Genomic DNA, 22,701 nt, shown 5'->3' on the forward strand with positions numbered 1-22,701 from the left:
CCTCTAGATCGAGTCGGAAGGGCCGGTAGAATAGCAAATTCCGAGCACCGTCTCAACGACGCCCTCACCCATGGCGGCGTACACCGTGGAGCTCTGCCCGACGTCGAATGTGAAGTCGGTTCCCCAACTCAAACTGACCGTCGGGAACGGTGGTAACCCACTCTTATCTACAATCGCGTTTGCCGTCTGGGAACTGACGCCAACTTTCCACGTGTGATAAATGGCCCCGCCCATGCTCCCGTTAAGGTTGTACGCGGTATATCCAGAGGTCCTTGTGTAGAGCGTGATCGTGCTCGTCCCGCATTCACCGCCGACTGTGTTCCGCGGCGAAGGGTTTGGTTCGCCGAGAAGCTCCGTTACACCAAGAACCGGGTGAAACCGAAACTCCGCGCCTTCCATACTGTCCTCGGGAGTGCCGAAAGGTACTGCGTATTGCCAGCCCTGCGGATCCGTTCGAACATCGAAGCCGTTTTCTGCAGCGCGTTCCACATCGAACCCGCCGAATGACAGAGGGGCAGTCTCATTTACACCCGCAAAGTATCCGCGCGTTGGCGATTCATTCTCTTCTGAGGCCGCAACAGATGTCGAGGGCAAGAATGACGCGCCGCAGAGAGCGACAGTTCCTAGAACTACCAGCCCGATCTTGGCCGCTCGCTTACCTGATGCCGTGATGCCGTGATGCCGTGATGCCGTGATGCCGTGATGCCGTGATGCCGTGATGCCGTGATGCCGTGATGCCGTGATCATTGATTCCGCTCCTTTAACGGGCTTCCGCCTTTGTTGCACCGAGTATGTCAATTCTTTGGGCACACCACCACCCCCTCCCAGACAGCGATCCCCGGCCCACATATCCCGTGCGCGGGCCCCGCCTAATCGGCTCGCCCACGGTGCCGCAGCACGGTCGGGTCGAGGTCGCTGATGCGCGTGCGACCGGCGAGTCCCATCGTGATGTCGAGCTCGGCCAGGTGGTTGCGCAACACCTCCCGCACCCCGTCTTCTCCCGCGAGCGCGAGGCCCGCGGCGTACGGTCGACCGATCGCAACAAGCGAGGCGCCGAGGGCCAGCGCAATAAGCGCATCGGCACCGCCACGCACGCCGGAGTCAAAGATCACCTCGACGTCACCGCCAACCCGCGCGACGATCTCAGGCAGCACGTAGAGCGTCGGCACGCTGGCATCAATCTGGCGCCCGCCGTGGTTTGAGATCCATACTCCGTTGACGCCAACATCCCGGGCGCGAACCGCGTCATCGGGATGCACGATGCCTTTGATGATGATGGGCAAGCTCGTCCATTCGCGCACCCGCACAATGTCGCCCCACGTCAGCGCGGGGGTCGAGAAGACGTCAAGAAATGTCTCAACCGCGGCACGCGGCAGCGGCGACTTCAGGCTGTCCCGCAGGCCAGCGCCCGTCAGCGATTCGCCCTTGCGGGCGATCGAAATACCCGCCAGTACCGCCTTCGGAGTGATCTTCACCGCGGCCCGCTGGCCCTGTGGTTCCGCCACCCGCGCTGCCACCAACCTCTTAAATACCGGGTCGGTGAGGTACTGCGCGATGCCCATGGCCCGTGTGAAAGGCAGGTACCCGAGGTCAAGGTCGCGGGTGCGCCAGCCGAGGAGGTGCGTGTCGACAGTGATGACGATGGCTGTGCAACCGGAACCTTCGGCTCGCGTTACAAGAGATTCGTTCAGTTCGTCAGATGCCGACCAATACAGCTGAAACCAGCGTTCTCCAGCTGGCGCCTCTGCGGCAACGTCTTCCATGGGAAAGGACGCTTGGTTACTGAGCACATATGGCATCTGTGCGGTTACCGCTGCGCGTGCGACCGCCAAGTCTGCCTCGGGGTGCACCATCTCCATGACGCCGAGAGGCGCGAGAATGAATGGCGTCGGCCTGGTAACCCCGAACGCCGTGGTTTCGAGGTTTCTCATGCTGACGTCTGTGAGCGGACGCGGCCACACCTGCCAGTCATCGAATGCGGCGCGGTTGGCGGCCATGGTGCGCTCAACGCCGGCACCGCCAAAGATGTAGGCGGCGGCTTCTTTCGACAGCGCTCGCCGAGCCGCGTCGAAGAGCACAGAGGGGTCGACCGGAACCTGGGGTGCGGTTCCGCCGATGCCGGCACGGAAGATTGCGGACTGGGCACTGCGGCCAACGCCGCTCGGAGCTTCGTTGCTCATGCCCGTCAGCTTAGCTAGGAGAAGAACGGATTGGGGTCGTCTGCGCGAGTGGGCCGGAGGGTGGTCGGCGCGGGCCAGGGCAGGTCGTATCGCGTGGTCGGCGCATCGATCGCGCCGAAGTCTTCGGTTTTCACGACGATGCCGTCGGGCGTGACCTCGACGAGGCGCACGCGGGTCGGGCCTTCGGGGAGTTCGAGCGTCCATGCGTCGGCCAGAAAGCTGATGCCCCACTCTTCGAGCCTCTCTTCGACGTCGAGCCATTCGGCTGGCTCCCCGACCGTGCGCCCCAGCACATCGACGCCCTGCCAGAGATCACCCGCAGGCACGATCCACCCCACGATCTCGCGGTCGGCTCGGCGGTGGGGCGTGGCGTCAGCAGACAACATGCTGAAACCCTACCCCGGCACCCGACCCGTGGTTCCGGAACCCCGCCTCTGGTTCCGCAGGCTCCCCCGCACCCCAGCCCATGGTTCCGGCGCCCTCGCTCTGTCGCGAGACCCGTACTCGGTCGCGAGACCCGTACTTTTGGGGCCATTCTTACCGGGCCTCACGACCAAATACGGGTTTGGCGACACGAACCGCAGCGAAGCCCCCGCCACCAACCGCTGGTTCCGGCGCTGGCCCTGCGCACCCTCTGCAGCGCCCCCGCCAAATTGTATGGCGCTAACTTTTGCCGCTTACGCGTCCCCCGCGCTCACGACCGTGCGGCAGCCATTCGATGAAGTCGGTGCCGCCGCGGCGCTGAGCGTGATCGCACAGATCGAGGGCACCGGCTCGGCAACCGCCACCCAACCCGTGCGAAGCGAACTCATCGTTCGCTCGTCCACCGCCGCGCCGCCTGCGCCGTAACGCCCGAGCGTGTGTCAGAACACGTATTCCATCAGTTCGATGCCGAACGTGCGCATCGCATCGTGCACACGCAGTCGGTGCACGATGGAAAGGTCATCGAAGCACACCGTGATGGCGTAAGCAACGCCCGCCCGCGGCCCGGCAAGCACCCCGGCCTCGGCCCGGACACCCTCGGCACGACCCGTCTTGTTGATGAACAGAATGCGGTGCTTGTCGTTTTCGTGATCGAACGGATCCAGACCCGTCGCCGATGCCACCAGGCTGAGGTCTTGGTTCAAACTCAGCCACTCTGCCACCTGCGCACTCACGGCAGGGTCAACAACCTTGCTGTTTACAAGCGCGGCAAAGAGTCCCGCGGTTTCCCGCGTGGAACCAACCGCAAGATCCGGGGCGTCGTCCGGGCCGCGGTTGTCGCGAAATCCGTCCAGGACGGCGAGACGCGTCAACCCCAAACTCTCCAGCCGCACCCGCACCGCCTCGGTTCCGACGCGCGCAAGCAACGCATTTGTCGCGACAGGATCACCGGTCGCTGCAGCTAATACGGCGACGTCAGCGAGAGTGAAGTTGGTGGCGGCGAGGTGGTTCCAAATTCCGGCGACGGGGGCTGGAACCACGTTGGAGCGGTCAACGAGTTCGGCGGGGTCGAGCGTGCCCGCATCAAACTGCACGGCAACTTCGAGCAGTACCGCCACAGCGCCGAGGCCGCCAATCGGCTGCGACACATAGTCATCGCCAGCGACCACGACATTGTCGCGGTCCACGTCTCGCACGTGGAGCGACACTTGCGCGCCCGTCGCCGCAAGCTCTTCGAGCGCACGAAGCGTCGCGGCAAACCCACGCCTAGAGGCGTCAATGCGCCTCGACGCATGCCGGGCACCACGACGGGCAGGCAACAGCTCGGCCTGAGCCGCTGCCTGCTCCCGACGGGTACGCGGAGTCATATCACCAGATCGTGACGCGCTGATCCGCATCAAGCCACAGTTCGTCGGATTCGGTGACATCAAACGCCTCGTAGAAGGCATCAATGTTGCGCACGATTTGGTTGCAACGGAACTCGGCAGGCGAGTGCGGGTCAATCGTCAGAAGACGAATCGTCTCCGCCTCGCGTGACTTCTGCTGCCACACCTGAGCCCAGCTCAGCAGCAGACGCTGCACACCGGTGTATCCGTCGATGACCGGAGCCTCAGCGCCGCCAAGCGACAGTTCGTATGCCTTAAGCGCGATGCCCAGGCCGCCAAGGTCGCCGATGTTCTCACCGATCGTGAGGGCACCGTTCACGGTGTTCGCGTCGTCGAGACCGACCGGAACCAGGGCGTCGTACTGCGCAATGAGAGACGCGGTGCGCTCCTGGAAGGCCTTCTTGTCAGCCTCGGTCCACCAGTCTTCGAGCTTGCCGTCGCCGTTAAACGTGGCACCCTGGTCATCGAAACCGTGCCCGATCTCGTGACCGATAACGGCAGCAATACCGCCGTAGTTGGCGGCCGCATCGCGGTCAGCATCGAAGAACGGGAACTGCAGAATGGCCGCAGGGAAGACGATTTCGTTCATGAGCGGGTTGTAGTACGCGTTCACGGTCTGCGGAGTCATCAACCATTCGTCGCGGTCGATCGGCTCACCCACGCGAGCGAACTGGCGATCGTGTTCGTGTACGGCCGAGGCGCGAACGTTGCCGAGCAGGTCATCAGCCGAGACTTCGAGGGACGAGTAGTCGCGCCACTTCACCGGGAAGCCGATCTTGGGCGTGAACTTGGAGAGCTTGTCGAGGGCGCGCTCGCGCGTCTCGTCACCCATCCAATCCAGCTTCGCGATGCTCTGGCGGTAGGCCTCAACCACATTCGCGACGAGGTCGTCCATCGCTTCCTTCGCAGCTGGCGGGAAGTGACGGTCAATATAGACCTTGCCGATCGCCTCACCCATCGCACCCTCGGTCAGCGAAACGCCGCGCTTCCAGCGCTCACGGATCACCGGAACACCCGTAAGCGCGGTGCCGTAGAACGCAAAGTTTGCGTTCACCAGCTCGTCCGTCAGGTAGGGAGCAGCCGCGTGCACGACCTTGAAGCGCAACCACGAAACGAAGTCGGCAACACGCTCAGCCGTCAGCATGGTTCCGAGCCCCTCAAAGAACGAGGGCTGGTACAGCACGACCTCATCCAGCGCGGCGGTGCTGTTCGGCGTTACCGCGTCGCGCCACGGCGTCATGTCAACGCCCATGGCCGCCTGCATTTCAGCCCACGTGCGCAGGTTGTATGTCGCGACGGAGTCACGGCTACGCACGTTGTCCCAGTGGTGGGAGGCGATTTCTTTCTCCAGGTCGAAGATGCGCTGCGCCTGCTCGGCGGCATTGTCGATGCCTGCGAGGGTGAGCATCGTCTCAATGTGAGCAAGGTACTGCTCGCGCACGGTGGCGAAGTTATCGAGGCGGAAGTAGCTCTCGTCTGGCAGCGTGATGCCACTCTGCAGAAGGAAAGGAACGTACCGCTCAGGGTTGCCAGGGTCGGGCTCCACAAACATGCCGATTACGCTCGCGATACCTTCGCGGTCGAACTCGCCAAGCACGGTGAGCAGGCTCGGGACGTCGGTGATGGCGTCTACGCGCTCAAGCAACGGCTGAAGCGGCGCGGTGCCATGCGCAGCAATCGCGTCGGTGTTCATGAAGCTGGCGTAAATGTCGCCCGCCTTACGGGCGTCGGTGCCGGGTTCAGCCGTCACGATTTCTTCGATGATCTCGTGTACGTGCTTTTCGGCCTGCTCCGCGAGCTCGTTGAAGGAACCCCACCGCGCCTTGTCTTCGGGAATATCGGTGCGTTCGATCCAGTCACCGTTGACGTGACGGTACAGGTCGTCTTGCGGGCGAATCTGGTCGTTGAATTCTTCGGTTTTCAGGCCGGAAGGCACGAGAGCACTCATGCACCCAGCCTATGCCGATCTGCCCGGGACACCGCCATGTTTGAGGGGTCTTTTTCGGCGCACCCATAGGCTGGAGACGTGACAGCACCCTCCACCCTGAACCGCGACATTCTCACGCTCGCTCTTCCTGCGTTTGGTGCTCTCATTGCGGAGCCGCTGTTTCTGATGCTCGACTCGGCCATGATTGGCCACCTCGGCACGGTTCCGCTTGCTGGTCTCGGCATCGCGGCTGCCGTCTTGCAGACGATCGTCGGGCTGATGGTTTTCTTGGCCTACTCGACCACGCCCGCCGTCGCCCGAAAGTTTGGTGCAGGCGACACACGTTCGGCGGTCTCGGTCGGCATTGACGGCATGTGGCTGGCGTTGGGCCTTGGCGCCATTCTCGCGACGGCTGGTTATCTCGCCTCGCCATGGCTGATCTCACTCTTCAATGCGCCCGCTGATGTCGCTGAGCAGGCCACAATTTACCTCGGCATTTCGATGGGCGGTCTGCCCGCGATGCTCATCGTCTTCGCAGCGACGGGTCTCTTGCGAGGACTACAGAACACCATCACGCCGCTGTGGATCGCCGGTGTCGGATTCGGCGCCAACGCCCTGCTCAACTACATCTTCATCTACGTTTTGGACTGGGGCATCGGCGGTTCAGCCGCAGGAACCGTTGTCGCACAGTGGGGCATGGTCGGCGCCTACGTGCTGATTGTCACGCGCCTCGCCCGCCAGCATGAAGCCCGTCTTCGCCCGCAACGTGACGGCGTCGCCGGAAACGCCCGCAGCGGCGGGTGGCTTCTCTTGCGCACCGTGAGCCTGCGCCTCGCACTCTTACTCACCGTTGCCGTCGCCACTTCCCTCGGCACCGATGAGCTCGCGGGTTGGCAAATCGCATTCACGATGTTCTCCACCGCCGCATTCGCGCTCGATGCGCTCGCGATCGCCGCGCAAGCACTCGTCGGCCTCGCGCTTGGCAAGAACGATCCCCGACAGGCCCGCCTCGTGTTGCGACGCACACTCGCCTGGGGCGCCTGGTTCGGCCTGATCGTCGGGGTACTCATCGCTGCGTTCAGCGGTGTGATTGGCCTGCTCTTCACCGGGAGCACGGAGGTCGCCGCGCTCATCATGCCTGCCCTCCTCGTGCTCGCCATTGCGCAACCAATCTGCGGCATGGTGTTCGTGCTGGATGGCGTGCTGATGGGAGCAGGTGACGCCAAATACCTCGCCATCGTCGGCCTCATCAACCTGGTTCCGACCGTCCCAGCGCTCTGGCTCGTCGTCGCACTGCACCCGACCGGTTCGTCGGGTCTGGTGTGGGTCGCCGTGTGCTTCTTTGGCATCTACATGCTGGCGCGTTTGGTCACACTCGGTGCGCGCATTCGCACCGATGCGTGGATTGACAGCAACATTTAGGGTGCAGAAGCCGCTATGCGGCCTACTCTGGTCACATGACGAAGCGATTGTGGTTGACGACTCCCGCCGTTGCGATTGCAGCGTTGCTCACTCTGACCGGTTGTGCCGGAGGTACGACACCCAACGGCGAGGCACCGAGCCCGACCGTCACGCTGACGCAGCAGCCTGACCTTGGTGACCAGCCCACGTTCGAAGAGATCCTGCCGGAGAACTCGACAAGCGCTGCGGTGGCGCTGCGCTCCGAGGGCAGGCTCACCCCGGGCGAACCGGTGGACGCCACGGCAAAGGATGCCGCGGACGGCGGTTGGGTTGCCGAGTTTGCCTGCGCCGCTGAGGGATCGGTGACCGCAGAAGTGCTCATCGACGACCAGATTGTGGTCGCATCCACCCCGGTGGAGTGCGAGGCGGCAACGCCCACGGCCCTGAAGTTCACCGGTGGTGGAACCATTACGCTGCGCATCACGGGCGAGAGCGATGGCATCTACGTTTCGCAGCTCTCGAAGGACGCGTCGGTCTAGCCGTTAGCTCGCGTAGCGGCGGCACCATTCATACATCACGATGGCGCCCGCTGCTGAAGCGTTAATCGAGCGCGTGGAACCATACTGCGTGATCTCAATGAAGGCGTCGGCTGCCGCGAGCGCCTCGGGAGAGAGTCCGGGCCCCTCCTGGCCGAACAGCATGACGCATCGTTCCGGAAGTTCAGCCTTGTCGACGGGCTTGGCATCACCAACGTTGTCGATCGCGAGGATCGGCAGGTTTTCGCTTGCTGCCCACGCGGCGAAGGCCTCAACCGTTTCGTGGTGCACAACGTGCTGGTAGCGGTCAGTGACCATCGCACCACGGCGGTTCCAGCGGCGACGACCAATGATGTGCACAGTGTCAGCGAGGAACGCGTTGGCGCTTCGCACGATCGACCCGATGTTCATGTCGTGCTGCCAGTTTTCAATTGCCACGTGAAACGCGTGGCGCTGCGTGTCGAGGTCGGCGACGATGGCCTCCATCGTCCAGTACCGGTACCTGTCGATCACGTTGCGAGTGTCGCCGTCACGGAGCAGTTCGGAGTCGTACCAGTCGCCCTCCGGCCACTCCCCCTGCCAGGGGCCGACGCCGTGGGTTGACCGTTCCGGGGTTTCTTCACTCACCCATCCAGCCTAATCGCTGGCCCCGCTCCCCCTGGTTCCGCCTCTGTTTCACTGTGTGACGGGGCTTTTCGCCATCGTCATGGGTGAGACGTACCGTGATGTCACCCCGTTGAAAGGACCATCATGCTCACCACCGCCCGCCTCCAGCAGTCACTTGCGACCGCATGCGAGCAGGGTGAGATGTGCGTCCACGACCGCTCCGGCCACCAACTGAGCGCCATCCAGTGGCGACTCGCAACGGCCACCCCAAGCGGCTGGGTCGACGCCCTGGTGACTGCCGTTGAGTCGGACGGTTGGATCACGGTGGCAACGCTCGCAGGCGAGAGCGTGCGGGTGTGGAACCACACCGATCGCACCGATTCACTGCACGTTGGTGAGCCGGTGTCGGTGCATGCACGCTACGACGTGCTCGTCGCGGGCGACACTCGCGTCAACGTCGCACGCTGACGTATCGCGAGGTGCCGGTCGGGCCAGAAGCCCGGCGCTGTGGGTTAGCTCATCGCTGCCATCATCTTTTCGCACGCCTTCATAGCCGCCTCGCACGCCATCGCGCACATGCGGCAGGTCTCGCTCATCTCAGCGTGCTCGTTGCAGCAGTCCATGCAGGCCTTCGTCATGGCGACCGTCGCCTGAAGCATCGGCATCATGGTGTCGCGTGACATCGCCATCGGGTGCATCATCATCTTCATCATGGTCTGGCACATCTCGGCGCACATCGTGCTCATCGAGACGCACATTCCCATGCCGTCCATGCCCGCCATGGTTCCGGAGCACATCGTGCATGCCTGCATACAGGCGTTACATGCCTCCATGCACTCTTGCATAACGGCCATATCCATCGAGGCCATCGCGGTGTCATCCATCGGCATGGACTTCATCATGTCGGTCATGTTCATCATGGCGTGCTCCTTCGTCGGGTGGACGGGGATACGCCCACGTGATGCCCATGCTACGTCCGGCTTACGACGCAATCCAGGGCTGGCAGGTAAACAATGCGATGGGTACTCAACCTCGAAGGCGAGTAGCCTGGTGCGGTGAGATCTCCTGCGGCCGACGACTATCTGAAGACCGTCTATGCCCACACGGAGTGGCAAGACGAAGCGATTACGCCCTCGGTTCTCGCTGGCAAGCTTGGCATCGCACCATCGAGCGTCACCGAAATGGTGAAGAAGTTGGCTACCGCTGGGTTCGTCTCGCACGTTCCGTATGGCGCGGTCACGCTGACCGAGGCGGGGCGTGAACGGGCGCTGGCAATGGTGCGCCGTCACCGCCTCATTGAGACATGGCTCGTGAAGACGTTCGACTACTCGTGGGACGAAGTGCACGATGAGGCCGAGATCCTTGAGCACGCGCTCAGCGATCGTCTGCTGTCAAAGATCGACGCACAGCTGGGTAACCCGCGCTTCGATCCGCACGGCGACGCGATTCCCGATGAGAACCTTGTCGTCGCATTCACGCCGTTCGTGCTGTTGGCCGATGCTCCCGTTGGGCACACAGGCAACGTGTTGCGCGTGAGCGACCACGACCCGGATCTACTGCGCGCGATCGATGAGGCCGGACTGTTGGTCGGAACCACGGTGACCGTCTCAGAAACGGGTGTCGACGTCGACGGCGTCAGCCGCATGGTTCCGCCCGGCGCTACCCGGTCGGTCTGGCTGACCGCGTAGCCGCCACCGCCTCAGTCGAGAGTCTTGATGGCGTCGACGACCGCGCTCCAAAACGCGTCTACGTCGAGGCCAACGGCCACATACGCGTTGGGCTCGCGCTGAAGCATGCCGTGCAGGTCAACGCTCGTGGCGCCCAGCGTGTGGGTTCCGTGCGTTTCCACGTCCAGACGCGTGTGCACAACCTCAACGGTCTCAGGCGCGGCAAGTACGGCGACGGCGACCGGGTCGTGCAGCGGCCCATCGGGCATGCCGTACACGGCCTCGTTGGTGTCGCAGAAGAAGCGCATCAGCTCGTCACTGAACTTGCTGGTGTTATTGCCGACCGCGAGGATGCGCTCGCGGACGTCGGCGGTGAGGAGCGCCTGATGGGTGACGTTGAGGCCCACCATGGTGAACTTCACGCCGGATTCCAGCACGACGGCAAGCGCTTCTGGGTCGACAAGCGCGTTGAACTCGGCGTACGGGGTGGCGTTGCCGCGCTCGGTTGAGCCGCCCATCCAGACCACTTCGCGAATACGCGGCTTCAGGTCGGGGCGATCGCGCACCAAAACCGCGACGTTCGTGATCGGGCCGGTGGCGACGATCGCGACCGGTTCGTCGGCCGCCTCGATAACGTCGACCATGAGCTGCTGCGCTGAGCGAGCATCGAGCGGCATCGTCGGCGTCGGAAGTTCAGGGCCGCCGAGACCGTTTTCGCCGTGAATGAACTCCGCCGTCTCCAGCTCGCGTGCAAGCGGGCCAGCGGCACCGGCGGCAATCGGCACATCGTTCACACCCGCGACGGTGAGCGCGACCCGCGCGTTCATCGTGGTGAGGGGTAGCGGAACATTGCCGCCGACCGTGGTTACCGCACGCACATCAAGGGTCGGGTTGCCGAGCGCCAACCACAGAGCCACCACATCGTCGTGGCCGGGGTCGCAATCAATGATGACGGGAATGGCGCTCACAAGAGACCTTTCAGAACGGGGGCGGGTAGGACTAGTCGCGAGGAGACTGCGCGGCCGTGAACGGCCACACCGTGCGCGTGGCAGATTCGCAGAACTCCCACACATCGCGACCAACCTCGGGCCGGCGCGAACGCTCGGTGAGCTTCGTCGGCTTAGCCGCTGGGTAGATGCGCGGCGGGCCCGTGAACGTGCGCGCAGGCCCGATGAGGTCGCCGCCCTGAACGAGCGGATCTATCAGGGCGCGCACCTGCGCGGTGGCACCCAATTCTTTGGACTGGCTCACGGGTGCCTGCAGGTTGGCGAAGAATCGTTTGAGGCGACGCACCTCGTTGACACCGGCGACGGCTTCGGTGCGACCGCTCAGCGAGTAGCCGGGGTGCGCGATCACGCTGGTCACGGCGACGTTCGCTTCGTCGAGACGCCGCTGTGCCTCGGCCGCGAGCGTCTGCACCATGAACTTTGACTGCACGTAGGCGCGGGGGCCGCTGTAGTTTTCTGTGAGCTCGGGGTCGACCTTGATCGTTTTCCACGACGCCGTCGATACCGATCCCAACCACACCATGCGGCCGGTTCCGTAGTCGCGACCCGCTTTCGCCAGCGTCGGCAACAAGCCAGCCGCGAGCGCAAAGTGGCCGAGCACGTTAGTGGTGAGCACAACCTCGTGGCCATCAACCTCTTCACGCTTACGCGGCGGGTGCACGATGCCGGCGTTCAGGATGACGCCGTCAAGCCGGTCGTGCGACGACAAGCTCGCGGCGGCTGAGCGCACCACGGATCGCTTCGTGACGTCAATAATCATCGACTCGAGCGAAGCTCCGGCAACGCGACGGCCAATGGCCGCGCGAGCAGCGGTGAGCTTATTGACGTTGCGGCCGCTCAAAATAACGTGAGCGCCTGCGGCAGCAAGCTGCTCTGCGGAGAAGAATCCGAGGCCAGAAGTCGCCCCGGTGACGAGATAGGTACGCCCAGCAAGACTCGGGAGCGCACGCGCATCCCACGAATCTCGGGAACCAACCACGAGGCAACCCTATCCGGTTTCCGGTGTGCTCCAACACCGCCACGGAGCACTCCCGGCGTGTTTTCCTTCCGCGTTGCTCTGGCAGAAGGAAAACACGCCGGCAGAAGGACGATTGGCCCATATTCTCCTTCCCTCGCGGTGTTTTCCTTCCGCCGCGACATCGGAGAGCGGAACCACGAGAGACGGCGAGAAGGACAGCGGACCAGGGAGCGCAGAACGCTGGGCAATGTCGGGGGCCGCGCCTAGGATTTCGACATGGCACGAATGGACGAAGCGGAGCGTGTTCATCTCGAATCCAGAGCCCAGTGGCGCGCTTGGCTCAGCGAGAATCACGCCACCTCAGACGGCGTGTGGATTGTGGTGTGGCGAGGTGACCGCCCCCGGCCGAGCTACGACGACTTGGTCGAAGAAGCACTGTGCTTCGGGTGGATCGACGCGGTCAACAAGTCACTCGGCGACGATCGGCGCATGCAGTGGTATTCGCCGCGGCGGCCACGCAGCCCGTGGGCGGCGACAAACAAGGTGCGCGTCGCCCGCCTCATCGAGCAGGGCCTCATGATGCCAGCAGGCCAGGCCGTGATCGATCAGGCAAAAGCCTCGGTGTGGTGGTCTGTGCTCGATGGCCCCGAGGCTGGCATCGTGCCGACTGAGCTGCAGGAGGCACTCGATGCGAATGACGCAGCGCGCGAAACGTGGGAGTCTTATCCCGCGAGCGTGCGCAAGTATCAGCTCACGCAGATCGCGATGGCAATGAGCCCGGCAACGGTCTCCAAACGCATCGCGAACGTTGTTCACACAGCTGCCGAAGGAAAACGCCCATGAGCGAACGTGATCTTCTCTTCCTGGTTTCGACGGTCATCGTCTCGTCCACACTCGTGCTGTTTATTTGGCGTTATATGAATGACCGCAAGAACGACAAGAACGACAAGAACGAGTAAGGCGCCGCCGGAGACCGACGACGCCTTACCGCAACGGGTTACTGGGGTGCGAGCCCCAGGTCGTCGAGGTCAATAGCTGCGCGCCATTCCAGGCCGGCATTTTCAATCGCGGCCTGAGCGCCGGTCTTGCGGTCAACGATCACGATGACGGCAACGACCTCGGCACCAGCGGCGCGAAGCACCTCTACTGCCTTGAGCGCTGACTGGCCGGTGGTCGAGGTGTCTTCGACAACGATGACACGCTTACCCTCAACCTCGGCGCCCTCGATCTGGCGGCCACGGCCGTGGTCCTTCGGCTCCTTGCGCACCACAAACGCGTCCAGCGGCTTGTCGCTGCCAGCCGACGCGTGCATGACGGCGTTGGCGATGGGGTCAGCGCCGAGCGTGAGCCCGCCGACAGCAACCACGCCGTCAAATTCGCTGGCGAGCTCTGCCGTCAGGCGACCGATCGCGGGAGCCGCACGGTGGTCCAACGTCAGGCGACGCATGTCGACGTAGTACGACGCCTTCTTGCCGCTCGACAGGGTGAAGTCACCGTGGAAAACGGCCTCACTTTTGATGAGCTCAATGAGCATCTGGCGGTCAGCTTCCAGGGCGGGCGACGAGAACGCGGTCATGCTTCGATTCTAAGCGGCCGTCTCCGCCACATTTCGCGCCGTCTGCGAAAGCGCGAGGGCGGCAGCCCCCTTGATGGCGCCCTCGCCTTGGAGAGACGGAACCATGACGGCAACGTCGCGGGCGTAGGCGAGCACACTGGAGTCGCGAATCGCGGCGCGGACGCGCTCCAGATAGTCAGTCGCGACGTGCGAAAAACCTCCGCCAATGACGATGGCGTCGACGTCGAGCAGGGTGGCGACATTACTCAGAGCGCGGCCAACGGCGCGCGCAGAGCGCTCGACGGCCTGCTGCGCAATCGCGTCACCTGCGGCGTACGCCGCACCGAGTTCGTGCCCCGTGGTTCCGCTGAATCCGCGTTCCCGTGCCCAAGCGACGGCATGCGGACCTGCTGCCACCTCCTCGACGGTGACGCCGGACTCATCGCGCATTTGGCCGATATGGCCGGCGTTGCCGGTCGTACCACGCACCAGATTGCCATCGATCACGATGCCACAGCCGACGCCCGTAGACACCACAACACCGATCATGGCCGCGGCCTCCCGAGCCACACCAAACGTCGCTTCACCCAGCGCCAAGCATCCCGCGTCGTGACCGCTCTTTACCGGCACCGCGGTTCCGAGCACCTCTTCTGCAATGCGGGAAAGCTCGGTCTCCAGATGGAATCCGTGCACCCCGGGAAGGTTGACAGACGCCAACGTGCCGTCGCTCGCGATCGGACCGGGTGCGCCTATTCCGATTCCGGTGATGGGCGCGCCGTTCGCGGCGGCTGCTGCCCGTGACACCACCTGTGCGAGCGCCGCGGTGAGGGCATCGGCGCTCAGCGTGCGCCCGGTCGGCACCCGCGTGCGAGATCCCGCGACCACGTCACCTGCGTGACTGACGAGCGCGCCGTCTAATTTGGTTCCGCCGAGGTCAAGGGCAACGACGAACTGCGTCACGACTTGACCGAGCCGCTCATCAATCCGCCAATGAAGTACTTGCCGAGAATGATGTAGACCAGCAGGGTGGGCAGCGAAGCGAGCAGCGCGCCGGCCATCGCCGCACCGTAGTTGGCGAGTTGGGCGCCCTGCGACAGGTTGACCAATGCGAGCGACACCGGCCCCTCATTGGCATTGGAGAGGAAGAGCGCGAAGAGGTAGTCGTTCCATGCCGACGTGAACTGCCAAATAATCGTGACAACGAAGCCGGGCAACGACAGCGGCAGAATGATGCGCGCATAGGTCGTGAGCATGCCAGCGCCGTCGACGCGAGAGGCCTCGATCAGCTCATTCGGAACCCCGGCGTAGTAGTTGCGGAAGATCAGCGTGCAGATCGGCAGGCCGTAAATGATGTGCACGATGAGCAGGGTGAGCACGTTGCTCGGCATGCCGAGCGACGTCTTCATCTGCACGAGCGGCGTCATGATCGCCTGGTACGGGATGAACATGCCGAACAGGATGAGGGCAAAGACGAGGTCGGCACCGCGGAACCGCCAGCGGGAGAGCACGAAGCCGTTCATCGAACCGAGCATCGCGGAGATGATGGCCGCCGGGATCGCGAGCAGGAAGGTACGGCTGATCGCCGGGGCCAGTGACTGCCAAGCCATGATCCAGTTATCGAATCCGGTCGGGCCGCCCTCAACCTTGGCTTCCCACGGCCAGCGCACAGGCAGACCCCACGAGGTTGCCGGGTTGACGTCGGCCGGTGGCTTCAGGCTCGTCACGATCAGCACGTAGACGGGCATGAGAACCACGACTACGAACAGAATCAGCAGCGCGTATTTGGCGGTGCGGCTGAGGCGGCGCTTGGCGGTGCTGCCGGTGACAGTATGCGCAGTCGCCGTGGGGCGTTCGATTTCGGTGGTGACGCTCATCGGGCGGCCTTTCGCTCGTTGCGCATCGTCCACACGAGGTAAGGAACGATGAAGACACAGACAATGAGGAGCAGGATCGTGGCGATCGTTGCCGCCTTGGCGTAGTCGTTTCCGGTGAGCGCCTCCCACAGGTACGTCGCCGGAACCTCGGTCTGATAGATCGAGCCGGTGATCGACATGATGAGGTCGAAGACCTTGAGCGACATGTGCGCGACGATGATCAGCGCGGACAGTGCGATGGGGCTGAGCTGCGGGAAGACAACGTAGCGGTACAGCTTGAATTCACTGGCGCCGTCCATACGGGCGGCCTCGCGGAGTTCTTCCGGAATGCCGCGGAAGCCGGCGAGGAACAGCGCCATCACGTAGCCGGAGAGTTGCCAGACGGCGGGCATCGCGAGGGCGGCCATGCCCCAGCCCGGTTCGTTCCACCACGCGTTTTGGAGGGCGCCAAGGCCCATGCTCTCCAGCAGTCGGTTCAGGCCGGACGCGCGCTCCCCTTCGGCCGAGTTGAGCAGCCATCGCCAGACGACACCAGAGGCGACGAAGGAGATCGCCATTGGAAAGAGATACACGCTACGAAAGACGCCCTCGGCCGTCACGCCCTTATCGAGCATCCAGGCCCACAAGAATCCGAACACCATGGTTCCGACGATGAAGAAGACCGTGAAGATCGCAAGGTTCACCAACGAGTGCTGGAACCGCTCCTCAGCGAGCAGGTCGCTGAAGTTCTTGAATCCGACAAACTCGGTGGCGGGTGCGATCGAGTGGCGGTTGCTCATCGCGACCGACGTGTTCACGCCGATGAGTCCGTACACGAAGATCGCGATCAGAATCAGCGTCGGTGAGATGAGGAGTACCGGCGGACCCCAGTTGCGGATTCCCTTATGCATGCGTGCCCCCACGGTGGGCGGGCTCACGCCCGCCCACCGATTTTGTATGTGTTTAGCCCAGGGCCTTGTCAGCAGCGGCGACGAGGGCGGTCTGGAGTGCCTTCGCGTCAGAGTCGCTACCGAACTTGCCAATTGCCGACGAGATGTCGCTCGACCAGGAAATCTTGGCAGCGGCACCGTGCGCGAGCGAGCTCACGATGGTGTCAGCAGCCCAGCTCTCCATCGCGGTCTGCTGGTATGCGCCGTAATCGCTCGACTTCGCGTCGGTACGAGCCGGGATCGAACCCTTGGCCTGGTTGAAGACCTTCTGGCCTTCATCCGAGCTGATGGTCGTCAGCCAGTCCTTCGCTGCGCTCTCGTGCGGTGCACCAACCGGCAGCGTGAAGGAGTCGGCAAGGAAGTCAAAGACACCTTCCGTGCCGGGCGTCGCCCACGTCGTGTACTCAGTGCCGTACGTCCAGCCGGCCTGCGCGAAAGCGGCCTCTGCCCAGTCGCCCATGACGTTGTACCCGGCCTGACCGTCGATCAGGATCTGCGTTGCCGCATCCCAGTCGAGGCCCGCGAAGTCGGTGTTCGCGTACTCGAGCAGATCACCGTAGTGCTCAATGGCGGTCGTGACTCCCGCGTCGTCCCACTTCGTGGTTCCGTCCCACAGCCCGGAGTAGCCGTCGGCGCCGAGATCCGCGATCAGTACGGTTTCAAATAGCTGCATCTGGGTCCACTCGGTACCGAGTGCGAGGGGCGTTTCGACGCCCGAGTCCTTCAGCTTCTTGAGGTCGACGAGCCACGCGTCAATGTCGGCTGGCGCGCTATTCGGGTCGATGCCTGCCTTCTCAAGCACATCGACATTCACCCACGTCACGTTGGCGCGGTGGATGTTCGACGGCACCGAGTAGATCTTGCCGTCGATGGTGAGGCGCTCGAGCAGCGACTCGGGGAAGACCTCATTCAAACCCTTGTCAGCGTAGAAGCCGCTGAGGTCTTGAAGCTGGCCAGCCTCGATGTAGTCGGTGAGCTCGGCACCAGCGTGCGCTTGGAACGAGTCAGGCGGGTTGTTCGCCTCGAGGCGCGCGGCAAGCGCAGCCTTCGCGTTCGAGCCGGCGCCACCTGCGACGGATGCGTTGACAAACTTGATGTCGGGAAACTGCTCGCCAAACGCGTTCTCGAGCGCGTCAAGGCCGACCTTCTCAGAGCCGGAAGCCCACCAGGTAAATACCTCAACCTCGTTGGCGGAGCCGCCGCCTTCTCCTCCCCCACCGGAGTTCGAGCAGCCACTGAGTGCGAGGGCCGCCGCGGCGACACCCGCGATGGCTACAACAGACTTGCGCATGTGATCCTCCTTTGGATTGCATGTGTGATTTGCAAGACACCGTGGTCCATTCCAACGGCTCGCGTTCATAAAACCTGAAAACGTTGCCAAAAACAAGATGGTTGCGCGAACAGCCCGATCAGCGGCAGAAAATGGAGCGGAACCTACGAGCGTGTCACGAGGCGGGTGCCGAGAACGACGCGGCGGATGGGGGCGTCGATGCCCCGAATGCGCATCATCAACAATTCGGCCGCATGCTGGCCCATGTTCGCCGGGTCTTGCGCAATGGTCGTGACCGAACGTTCCATCAGGTCAGCGTCATCAAGATCGTCAAAGCCCACGAGCGCGAGCGTCGCGTCAATCGCGCGGATGGCCCGGAGCGTCGCCTTCGTTGTCGGGCTATTCGTTGTCACGATCGCGGTGGGCGGGTCATCGGTGGCAAGCATCGCTTGCAACACCGGTGCGATGAGAGCGGCGTCTTCGATAACGGTCGGCATCAACTCGGCGTCGGCGTCGAGGCCGTGCGCCGCCATTGCCGCGACGAACCCGTCGCGGCGCGCATCAGCGGTGAACTCGCCAATCGTGTGCACAAAGCACCCGATGCGGGTGTGCCCCTGCGCGACGAGGTGATCAACGGCGAGGCTCATACCGGCCGCATTGTCGGCGAACACTTCGTCAGCGACGACGCCGGCCATCGGGCGGTCGACCAGCACGATCGGCGTGCCTCCGCTGATCTCCTGCTGGAGATACGAGACGTCCGTTTGCTCCGGAACCACAACAACGAGGCCATCGAGGCGACGACTCACGACGCTTTGCAACACGCGAGTGGCTTGCTCCGGGTCATCGCTCGCAGACGCAATCAGCACAAGCATGCCCTCGCTCTGCGCGCGCTCCTGGACGGCATGGGCAAGCTGGGCGAAGAACGGGTCAGACAGCCGTGTGACGATCACGCCGATTGTTGCGGTGTTACCCGTGCGCAGCGTGCGTGCGAAGTCGTTTCGCGTGAAGTTGAGTTCCGCAATCGCCCTCTCCACCCGCCGCACTTTGTCGGCACGCACGCCCGCGGTTCCGGCAACCACCCGAGAAACCGTAGAAAGGCCAACGCCAGCTAGCGCGGCCACGTCTTTCATCGTGGCGCGCCGCGGCGTTGCGTTTGCATCAGTCATGACACCTCCATCGGAGAATGCCACGGAATCGGCGTGACGACAATTCCCGCGCCGCGAGCGCTAGCCTGGGCTGAAAGCCACAAGGAGGTAGCCATGCTGTCGTACGACCCGTACGCCGCCCTCGCGGAACTTCGCGACTTTGCCCCAATGACGCTCACCAGCACCGACTTTGCCGATGGTGAAGCGCTGCCGCTCACGGCCTGGAGCGCGGGTCGCGGAGGTGCGGACTTGTCACCTCAGCTGTCGTGGTCGGGTGCGCCCGAAGGTACGAAGTCGTTCGCGATTTCGTGCTTCGACCCAGACGCGCCCACCGGTTCCGGCTACTGGCACTGGGCCGTTTTTAACATTCCCGCCGACGTCGCATCGTTGGCTGCCGGGGCGGGCTCGGCGGGTTCGTTGGCCCTGCCTGCAGCCGCGATGATGCTTCCGAACGAGGCAGGGACCGAGCACTACATCGGCGCCGCTCCGCCCGCCGGAACCGGCACCCACCGGTACTTCTTCGTGATCGACGCCCTCGATGTTGACACGCTCGATATCGCCCCGGGTTCGACGCCCGCGATCCTCGGCTTCAACCGGCACTTCCATTCGCTCGCGCGAGGCGTGCTCATCGGAACCGCGACCCCGTAGGTGCTCTCGGGGTAACCCGACTGACACAGCCCGTGGTTCCGTCGCCGACTCAGCCTCGTGGTTCCCTCGCTGGCCGGTGCAACCGTCGGACGAAATCTGCCGACACGCCGAAAAGTTCCGCGCGCACGCCCCGTCCTCACGGATTCATCCGACGGTTGCACCGGTTCCGGAACCAGATGGAAGAACTGGGTGACGGAACCAGATGAAGGAACTGAGGTGACGGAACCAGGATGACAGAACCAGGGCGGCTGTCGCTGGGTGTCGGCGGGTGATCGTAGGCTGGTGGCATGCGCCTTGCCACCTGGAACGTCAATTCGATTCGCGCGCGCGTCGTGCGCACTGTGGAATTCGCTGTGCGCGAGAACATCGATGTTCTCGCGATGCAGGAAATCAAGTGCAAGCCTGAGCAGTTTCCGTACGCCGATTTTGAGGCGGCGGGCTATCACGTGGTCGCGCACGGCCTGAACCAGTGGAACGGTGTCGCGATCGCGAGCCGCGAGCCGATTGAAGACGTTGAACTCGCGTTCGCCGACATGCCGGGCTTCTTGAAGGGTTATGAGGGTCCCGACGCACCACAGGAAGCGCGTGCGATCGGCGCCACGATCAACGGCGTCCGGGTGTGGAGCCTGTACACGCCGAACGGCCGCTCGCTCGATGACCCGCACATGGCATACAAGCTGCACTGGCTTGATGCACTGGCCCGCCACACCGAGGCAGAGTTGGCCGCCAACCCCGACCTCAAGCTCGCCCTCGTCGGCGACTTCAACGTCATTCCGTTCGACGAAGACAACGGCGACCCGTCTATCATTGAGGGCGTCTCCACCCACGTCTCGCCGCAGGAGCGTGCGGCGTTCGCTGCCCTCCAGTCCGCCGGCTTGACGGATGTGGTTCGCCCGCTGGTTCCGACCGGCTACACATACTGGGACTACAAGCAGCTGCGATTCCCCCGCAACGAGGGCATAAGAATCGACTTCATTCTCGGTTCGGCTGCACTCGCAGAGACGGTCACCGGCGCCTTTATTGCGCGGGATGAGCGCAAGGGCGAAATTCCCAGCGACCACGTTCCGGTGGTTGTCGATCTCGATCTTGACCCGGTCGATGACGACGACATTCCGATGATTTTCGGCTAACGAAGCGCCACCGCCGCCATCTGAAATCTCCGCCTCAGGGAGGAGGCGACACGGCGGCACGACGCCTACGGTAAAAGCATGGCCGAAGTTCTTGCCCGCCCGGCTCCCACCGCGCAGGAGTACCGCACCGATCTCTGGATCGCCCTGGGAATGTTCGTTGCGGGTGTCATCAGTGCGGGTCTGATGACGGTCGTCAACTTCTACGGCGCCGGTCAGGTCGGCATTGAGTGGGCGCTGCTCACGACCGCCATCAACAGCGCTGCCCTCGCGGTACGCCGCCGCTACCCGATCGCCGTCGCCGCCATCGTGTGCGCCACATATTTTGCCAGCGTGACCTTCCAGGTTCCAGAAGTCCACGTCGGCAACATTGCCATGTTCATCGCCCTGTTTACCGCGGGCGCGTGGGTGAACAACCGTCGCCTGGCGTTTTGGGCGCGCGCGATCATCACGTCGCTGATGATGCTGTGGCTGTTCATCAACATGTACATCGCAGCAACCGCGCCGGTGGACATCGACGAGGGACTCTCCCGCGCCGGGCTATTCTCCCCCTACGTCGCGTACATGCTGCTCAATGTGCTGATCAACATCGCATTCTTCGGCGGCGCCTGGTTCATGGGTGATCGCTCATGGAACGCCGCGATCGAACAGGACAAGCTCATGCAGCGCACGCGCGAGCTGGAGGCGGAACGCGAGCTCACCGCGGCACAGGCCGTCGCGCTGGATCGCGTCGCGATCGCCCGCGAGCTCCACGACGTCGTCGCCCACCACGTCTCTGCCATGGGTGTGCAGGCGTCGGCCGCACGCCTCATGATGACGAAGGAACCACAGCTCGCCGCCGAGGCGCTCACCACGATCGAAGCGTCCGCGCGCACAGCCATCGCTGAGCTGCGTCTGTTGCTAGAAACCCTGCGCACGAACGATGACAGCACCGAGTCGACCTACGCGTCGACGCTGCAGCTTGACCGTCTTTCCGACCTCGTGCGCCACGTCAACGACGCTGGCATGCCCACGGCTTTCACGATCCTCGGCGACGAGCGCGCGGTTCCGGCCGTCGTACAGACCAACCTGTACCGCATCACCCAGGAGTGCCTCACCAATGCGCGCCGTCACGGCGGGCCCGATGCCACGGCCGACGTTCGCCTGCGTTACGACCCGTCTTTCGTTGAAATTGAAGTGAGCAACACCGGCCGCTCGATGTTGCAGGTTCGCCCCGGACTCGGACAGCTCGGCATGCGGGAACGGGCGGCTGCATCGGGCGGAACCATTGAGTTGGTTCCGCGTGCCCATGGCGGTTTGTTGGTGCGCGCGCAGATTCCCCTGACGGAGGTGGGCGCATGATTCGCGTCGTCCTGGTTGATGACCACGCCGTGATGCGGGCAGGCTTTCGGATGATCCTCGCGTCGACCGATGACATCGAGGTTGTCGGTGAAGCGTCGACGGGGCGCGAGGCCGTTGCTATGGCGCGGGAGCTTCACCCCGACGTGATCTGCATGGACGTGCAGATGCCCGATATGGACGGCCTCGAGGCCACCAGGCAGATCGTGTCAGACCCGGCGGTGGGCTCCGCCATCGTTGTTGTGACCACGTTCGACCGCGATGACTACGTTTTTCAGGCGTTGCAGGCCGGGGCGAGCGGATTCTTGCTCAAGAACGCCGGTGCCGATGAGCTCATCTCCGCCGTACGGGTGGCCGCCGCCGGCGATGCTTTGCTCGCGCCGGAGGTGACCAAGCGCGTCATCGAGCGGTTTGCGTCAACGCCAGCACCCGCCGCCGCGAGCGCGACGGCTACGCCCAGTGTCACAACGCAGGCCCATATTTCCGTCGATCTGACAGAACGTGAGCTCGACGTTCTCCGCCTTCTCGCCCGTGCCCTGTCAAACGCCGAGATCGCGGCCGAACTGTTCATCGGCGAGGCAACCGTGAAGTCACACGTCTCAAACCTGCTCGCCAAGCTCGGCGCCCGCGACCGCGTTGCCGCTGTCGTCTTCGCCCACCGCAACGGCCTCACCTAGCCCCACCTGGTTCCGCCCCCTACCCTCGCCCATCACCGCGAAACACAT

General features: G+C 63.7%; 25 protein-coding genes. 10 read left to right on the top strand and 15 right to left on the bottom strand.

The features are described from left to right. Positions 1-3: 3 nt before the first annotated feature. The 3 genes from KTJ77_RS11265 to KTJ77_RS11275 form a co-directional block, all read right to left on the bottom strand. Positions 4-747 carry a hypothetical protein gene (locus KTJ77_RS11265; RefSeq protein ID WP_217338638.1) on the bottom strand — a complete coding sequence of 248 codons (744 nt, stop codon included), beginning with the start codon at positions 745-747 and terminating at the stop codon, positions 4-6. Between the two features lie 122 nt (positions 748-869). Beyond that, complete coding sequence (locus KTJ77_RS11270) at positions 870-2,180, bottom strand: alpha-hydroxy-acid oxidizing protein (protein WP_217338639.1); 1,311 nt, start codon at positions 2,178-2,180, stop codon at positions 870-872. Positions 2,181-2,194: 14 nt separating this feature from the next. After that, positions 2,195-2,566, bottom strand: a complete 372-nt coding sequence (locus KTJ77_RS11275; RefSeq protein WP_217338640.1) for a hypothetical protein — start codon at positions 2,564-2,566, stop codon at positions 2,195-2,197. Between the two features lie 271 nt (positions 2,567-2,837). On the opposite strand from KTJ77_RS11275, the gene KTJ77_RS13465 reads away from it, so the two are divergent. Next, positions 2,838-3,029, top strand: coding sequence for a substrate-binding domain-containing protein (locus KTJ77_RS13465; RefSeq protein ID WP_254367767.1), 192 nt, complete (start codon positions 2,838-2,840; stop codon positions 3,027-3,029). Positions 3,030-3,043: 14 nt separating this feature from the next. On the opposite strand, the gene KTJ77_RS11285 is transcribed toward KTJ77_RS13465, so the two are convergent. Together KTJ77_RS11285 and KTJ77_RS11290 are read right to left on the bottom strand one after the other, a co-directional pair. Further along, complete coding sequence (locus KTJ77_RS11285) at positions 3,044-3,970, bottom strand: serine hydrolase (protein WP_254367768.1); 927 nt, start codon at positions 3,968-3,970, stop codon at positions 3,044-3,046. A gap of 1 nt (position 3,971) precedes the next feature. Then, positions 3,972-5,936: a M13 family metallopeptidase gene (locus KTJ77_RS11290; protein WP_217338643.1), complete on the bottom strand. Its 1,965-nt coding sequence runs from the start codon at positions 5,934-5,936 to the stop codon at positions 3,972-3,974. Positions 5,937-6,014: 78 nt separating this feature from the next. On the opposite strand from KTJ77_RS11290, the gene KTJ77_RS11295 reads away from it, so the two are divergent. Next, positions 6,015-7,337: an MATE family efflux transporter gene (locus KTJ77_RS11295; RefSeq protein ID WP_217338644.1), complete on the top strand. Its 1,323-nt coding sequence runs from the start codon at positions 6,015-6,017 to the stop codon at positions 7,335-7,337. A gap of 35 nt (positions 7,338-7,372) precedes the next feature. Next, positions 7,373-7,855, top strand: coding sequence for a hypothetical protein (locus KTJ77_RS11300; RefSeq protein ID WP_217338645.1), 483 nt, complete (start codon positions 7,373-7,375; stop codon positions 7,853-7,855). Positions 7,856-7,858: 3 nt separating this feature from the next. On the opposite strand, the gene KTJ77_RS11305 is transcribed toward KTJ77_RS11300, so the two are convergent. Then, on the bottom strand, positions 7,859-8,479 hold the full coding sequence (locus KTJ77_RS11305; RefSeq protein WP_217338646.1) for an RNA methyltransferase: 621 nt from the start codon (positions 8,477-8,479) through the stop codon (positions 7,859-7,861). 123 nt (positions 8,480-8,602) lie between these two features. Between KTJ77_RS11305 and KTJ77_RS11310 the strand changes: the two genes are divergently transcribed. After that, positions 8,603-8,926, top strand: coding sequence for a hypothetical protein (locus KTJ77_RS11310; RefSeq protein WP_217338647.1), 324 nt, complete (start codon positions 8,603-8,605; stop codon positions 8,924-8,926). A 44-nt stretch (positions 8,927-8,970) separates the two neighbouring features. On the opposite strand, the gene KTJ77_RS11315 is transcribed toward KTJ77_RS11310, so the two are convergent. After that, on the bottom strand, positions 8,971-9,378 hold the full coding sequence (locus KTJ77_RS11315) for a hypothetical protein (protein ID WP_217338648.1): 408 nt from the start codon (positions 9,376-9,378) through the stop codon (positions 8,971-8,973). Positions 9,379-9,513: 135 nt separating this feature from the next. Between KTJ77_RS11315 and KTJ77_RS11320 the strand changes: the two genes are divergently transcribed. Next, entirely contained in the window at positions 9,514-10,146 is a 633-nt protein-coding gene (locus KTJ77_RS11320) for a metal-dependent transcriptional regulator (RefSeq protein WP_217338649.1), read from the top strand. Positions 10,147-10,157: 11 nt separating this feature from the next. On the opposite strand, the gene KTJ77_RS11325 is transcribed toward KTJ77_RS11320, so the two are convergent. Then, positions 10,158-11,093 carry a nucleoside hydrolase gene (locus KTJ77_RS11325; protein ID WP_217338650.1) on the bottom strand — a complete coding sequence of 312 codons (936 nt, stop codon included), beginning with the start codon at positions 11,091-11,093 and terminating at the stop codon, positions 10,158-10,160. A 31-nt stretch (positions 11,094-11,124) separates the two neighbouring features. After that, positions 11,125-12,111 (bottom strand): SDR family NAD(P)-dependent oxidoreductase, encoded by a 987-nt coding sequence (locus KTJ77_RS11330; protein ID WP_217338651.1) that lies wholly within the window; start codon positions 12,109-12,111, stop codon positions 11,125-11,127. 255 nt (positions 12,112-12,366) lie between these two features. On the opposite strand from KTJ77_RS11330, the gene KTJ77_RS11335 reads away from it, so the two are divergent. Continuing rightward, on the top strand, positions 12,367-12,933 hold the full coding sequence (locus tag KTJ77_RS11335; protein ID WP_217338652.1) for a YdeI family protein: 567 nt from the start codon (positions 12,367-12,369) through the stop codon (positions 12,931-12,933). Between the two features lie 154 nt (positions 12,934-13,087). Here the strand turns inward: KTJ77_RS11335 and pyrE are convergent, their stop codons facing one another. The 6 genes from pyrE to KTJ77_RS11365 all read right to left on the bottom strand — a co-directional run bounded on the left by pyrE (position 13,088) and on the right by KTJ77_RS11365 (position 18,884). After that, on the bottom strand, positions 13,088-13,666 hold the full coding sequence (pyrE, locus tag KTJ77_RS11340) for an orotate phosphoribosyltransferase (RefSeq protein ID WP_217338653.1): 579 nt from the start codon (positions 13,664-13,666) through the stop codon (positions 13,088-13,090). A 9-nt stretch (positions 13,667-13,675) separates the two neighbouring features. Next, on the bottom strand, positions 13,676-14,605 hold the full coding sequence (locus tag KTJ77_RS11345) for an ROK family protein (protein WP_217338654.1): 930 nt from the start codon (positions 14,603-14,605) through the stop codon (positions 13,676-13,678). Next, the gene (locus KTJ77_RS11350; RefSeq protein WP_217338655.1) at positions 14,602-15,519 is read right to left on the bottom strand and encodes a carbohydrate ABC transporter permease; all 918 of its coding nucleotides are present in this window, start codon (positions 15,517-15,519) and stop codon (positions 14,602-14,604) included. Before KTJ77_RS11350 ends, KTJ77_RS11345 begins: the two co-directional genes overlap by 4 nt. Beyond that, the gene (locus tag KTJ77_RS11355) at positions 15,516-16,409 is read right to left on the bottom strand and encodes a carbohydrate ABC transporter permease (protein ID WP_217338865.1); all 894 of its coding nucleotides are present in this window, start codon (positions 16,407-16,409) and stop codon (positions 15,516-15,518) included. The genes KTJ77_RS11350 and KTJ77_RS11355 overlap by 4 nt, the downstream gene beginning before the upstream one ends. 52 nt (positions 16,410-16,461) lie before the next feature. After that, positions 16,462-17,739 (bottom strand): ABC transporter substrate-binding protein, encoded by a 1,278-nt coding sequence (locus KTJ77_RS11360; protein WP_217338656.1) that lies wholly within the window; start codon positions 17,737-17,739, stop codon positions 16,462-16,464. 143 nt (positions 17,740-17,882) lie between these two features. Then, positions 17,883-18,884 carry a LacI family DNA-binding transcriptional regulator gene (locus KTJ77_RS11365; protein WP_217338657.1) on the bottom strand — a complete coding sequence of 334 codons (1,002 nt, stop codon included), beginning with the start codon at positions 18,882-18,884 and terminating at the stop codon, positions 17,883-17,885. Between the two features lie 33 nt (positions 18,885-18,917). Between KTJ77_RS11365 and KTJ77_RS11370 the strand changes: the two genes are divergently transcribed. From KTJ77_RS11370 to KTJ77_RS11385, 4 genes are all read left to right on the top strand, one after another. After that, complete coding sequence (locus tag KTJ77_RS11370) at positions 18,918-19,511, top strand: YbhB/YbcL family Raf kinase inhibitor-like protein (protein WP_367948912.1); 594 nt, start codon at positions 18,918-18,920, stop codon at positions 19,509-19,511. Between the two features lie 287 nt (positions 19,512-19,798). Further along, positions 19,799-20,641 carry an exodeoxyribonuclease III gene (locus tag KTJ77_RS11375; protein ID WP_217338658.1) on the top strand — a complete coding sequence of 281 codons (843 nt, stop codon included), beginning with the start codon at positions 19,799-19,801 and terminating at the stop codon, positions 20,639-20,641. A gap of 78 nt (positions 20,642-20,719) precedes the next feature. Next, positions 20,720-21,979, top strand: a complete 1,260-nt coding sequence (locus KTJ77_RS11380) for a sensor histidine kinase (RefSeq protein WP_217338659.1) — start codon at positions 20,720-20,722, stop codon at positions 21,977-21,979. Continuing rightward, positions 21,976-22,653 carry a response regulator transcription factor gene (locus tag KTJ77_RS11385; RefSeq protein ID WP_217338660.1) on the top strand — a complete coding sequence of 226 codons (678 nt, stop codon included), beginning with the start codon at positions 21,976-21,978 and terminating at the stop codon, positions 22,651-22,653. The genes KTJ77_RS11380 and KTJ77_RS11385 overlap by 4 nt, the downstream gene beginning before the upstream one ends. Positions 22,654-22,701: the final 48 nt, after the last annotated feature.

It is taken from the genome of Microbacterium sp. NC79, from assembly GCF_019061125.1.
In the GTDB taxonomy this organism is placed as follows: domain Bacteria; phylum Actinomycetota; class Actinomycetes; order Actinomycetales; family Microbacteriaceae; genus Microbacterium.

Coding starts and splice junctions, on each gene's coding strand:
- KTJ77_RS11265 (WP_217338638.1), bottom strand. CDS start 747: ATGATCACGGCATCACGGCATCACGGCATCACGGCATCACGGCATCAC.
- KTJ77_RS11270 (WP_217338639.1), bottom strand. CDS start 2,180: ATGAGCAACGAAGCTCCGAGCGGCGTTGGCCGCAGTGCCCAGTCCGCA.
- KTJ77_RS11275 (WP_217338640.1), bottom strand. CDS start 2,566: ATGTTGTCTGCTGACGCCACGCCCCACCGCCGAGCCGACCGCGAGATC.
- KTJ77_RS13465 (WP_254367767.1), top strand. CDS start 2,838: ATGGCGCTAACTTTTGCCGCTTACGCGTCCCCCGCGCTCACGACCGTG.
- KTJ77_RS11285 (WP_254367768.1), bottom strand. CDS start 3,970: ATGACTCCGCGTACCCGTCGGGAGCAGGCAGCGGCTCAGGCCGAGCTG.
- KTJ77_RS11290 (WP_217338643.1), bottom strand. CDS start 5,936: ATGAGTGCTCTCGTGCCTTCCGGCCTGAAAACCGAAGAATTCAACGAC.
- KTJ77_RS11300 (WP_217338645.1), top strand. CDS start 7,373: ATGACGAAGCGATTGTGGTTGACGACTCCCGCCGTTGCGATTGCAGCG.
- KTJ77_RS11310 (WP_217338647.1), top strand. CDS start 8,603: ATGCTCACCACCGCCCGCCTCCAGCAGTCACTTGCGACCGCATGCGAG.
- KTJ77_RS11315 (WP_217338648.1), bottom strand. CDS start 9,378: ATGATGAACATGACCGACATGATGAAGTCCATGCCGATGGATGACACC.
- KTJ77_RS11335 (WP_217338652.1), top strand. CDS start 12,367: ATGGCACGAATGGACGAAGCGGAGCGTGTTCATCTCGAATCCAGAGCC.
- pyrE (WP_217338653.1), bottom strand. CDS start 13,666: ATGACCGCGTTCTCGTCGCCCGCCCTGGAAGCTGACCGCCAGATGCTC.
- KTJ77_RS11350 (WP_217338655.1), bottom strand. CDS start 15,519: ATGAGCGTCACCACCGAAATCGAACGCCCCACGGCGACTGCGCATACT.
- KTJ77_RS11355 (WP_217338865.1), bottom strand. CDS start 16,409: ATGCATAAGGGAATCCGCAACTGGGGTCCGCCGGTACTCCTCATCTCA.
- KTJ77_RS11360 (WP_217338656.1), bottom strand. CDS start 17,739: ATGCGCAAGTCTGTTGTAGCCATCGCGGGTGTCGCCGCGGCGGCCCTC.
- KTJ77_RS11365 (WP_217338657.1), bottom strand. CDS start 18,884: ATGACTGATGCAAACGCAACGCCGCGGCGCGCCACGATGAAAGACGTG.
- KTJ77_RS11375 (WP_217338658.1), top strand. CDS start 19,799: ATGCGCCTTGCCACCTGGAACGTCAATTCGATTCGCGCGCGCGTCGTG.
- KTJ77_RS11380 (WP_217338659.1), top strand. CDS start 20,720: ATGGCCGAAGTTCTTGCCCGCCCGGCTCCCACCGCGCAGGAGTACCGC.
- KTJ77_RS11385 (WP_217338660.1), top strand. CDS start 21,976: ATGATTCGCGTCGTCCTGGTTGATGACCACGCCGTGATGCGGGCAGGC.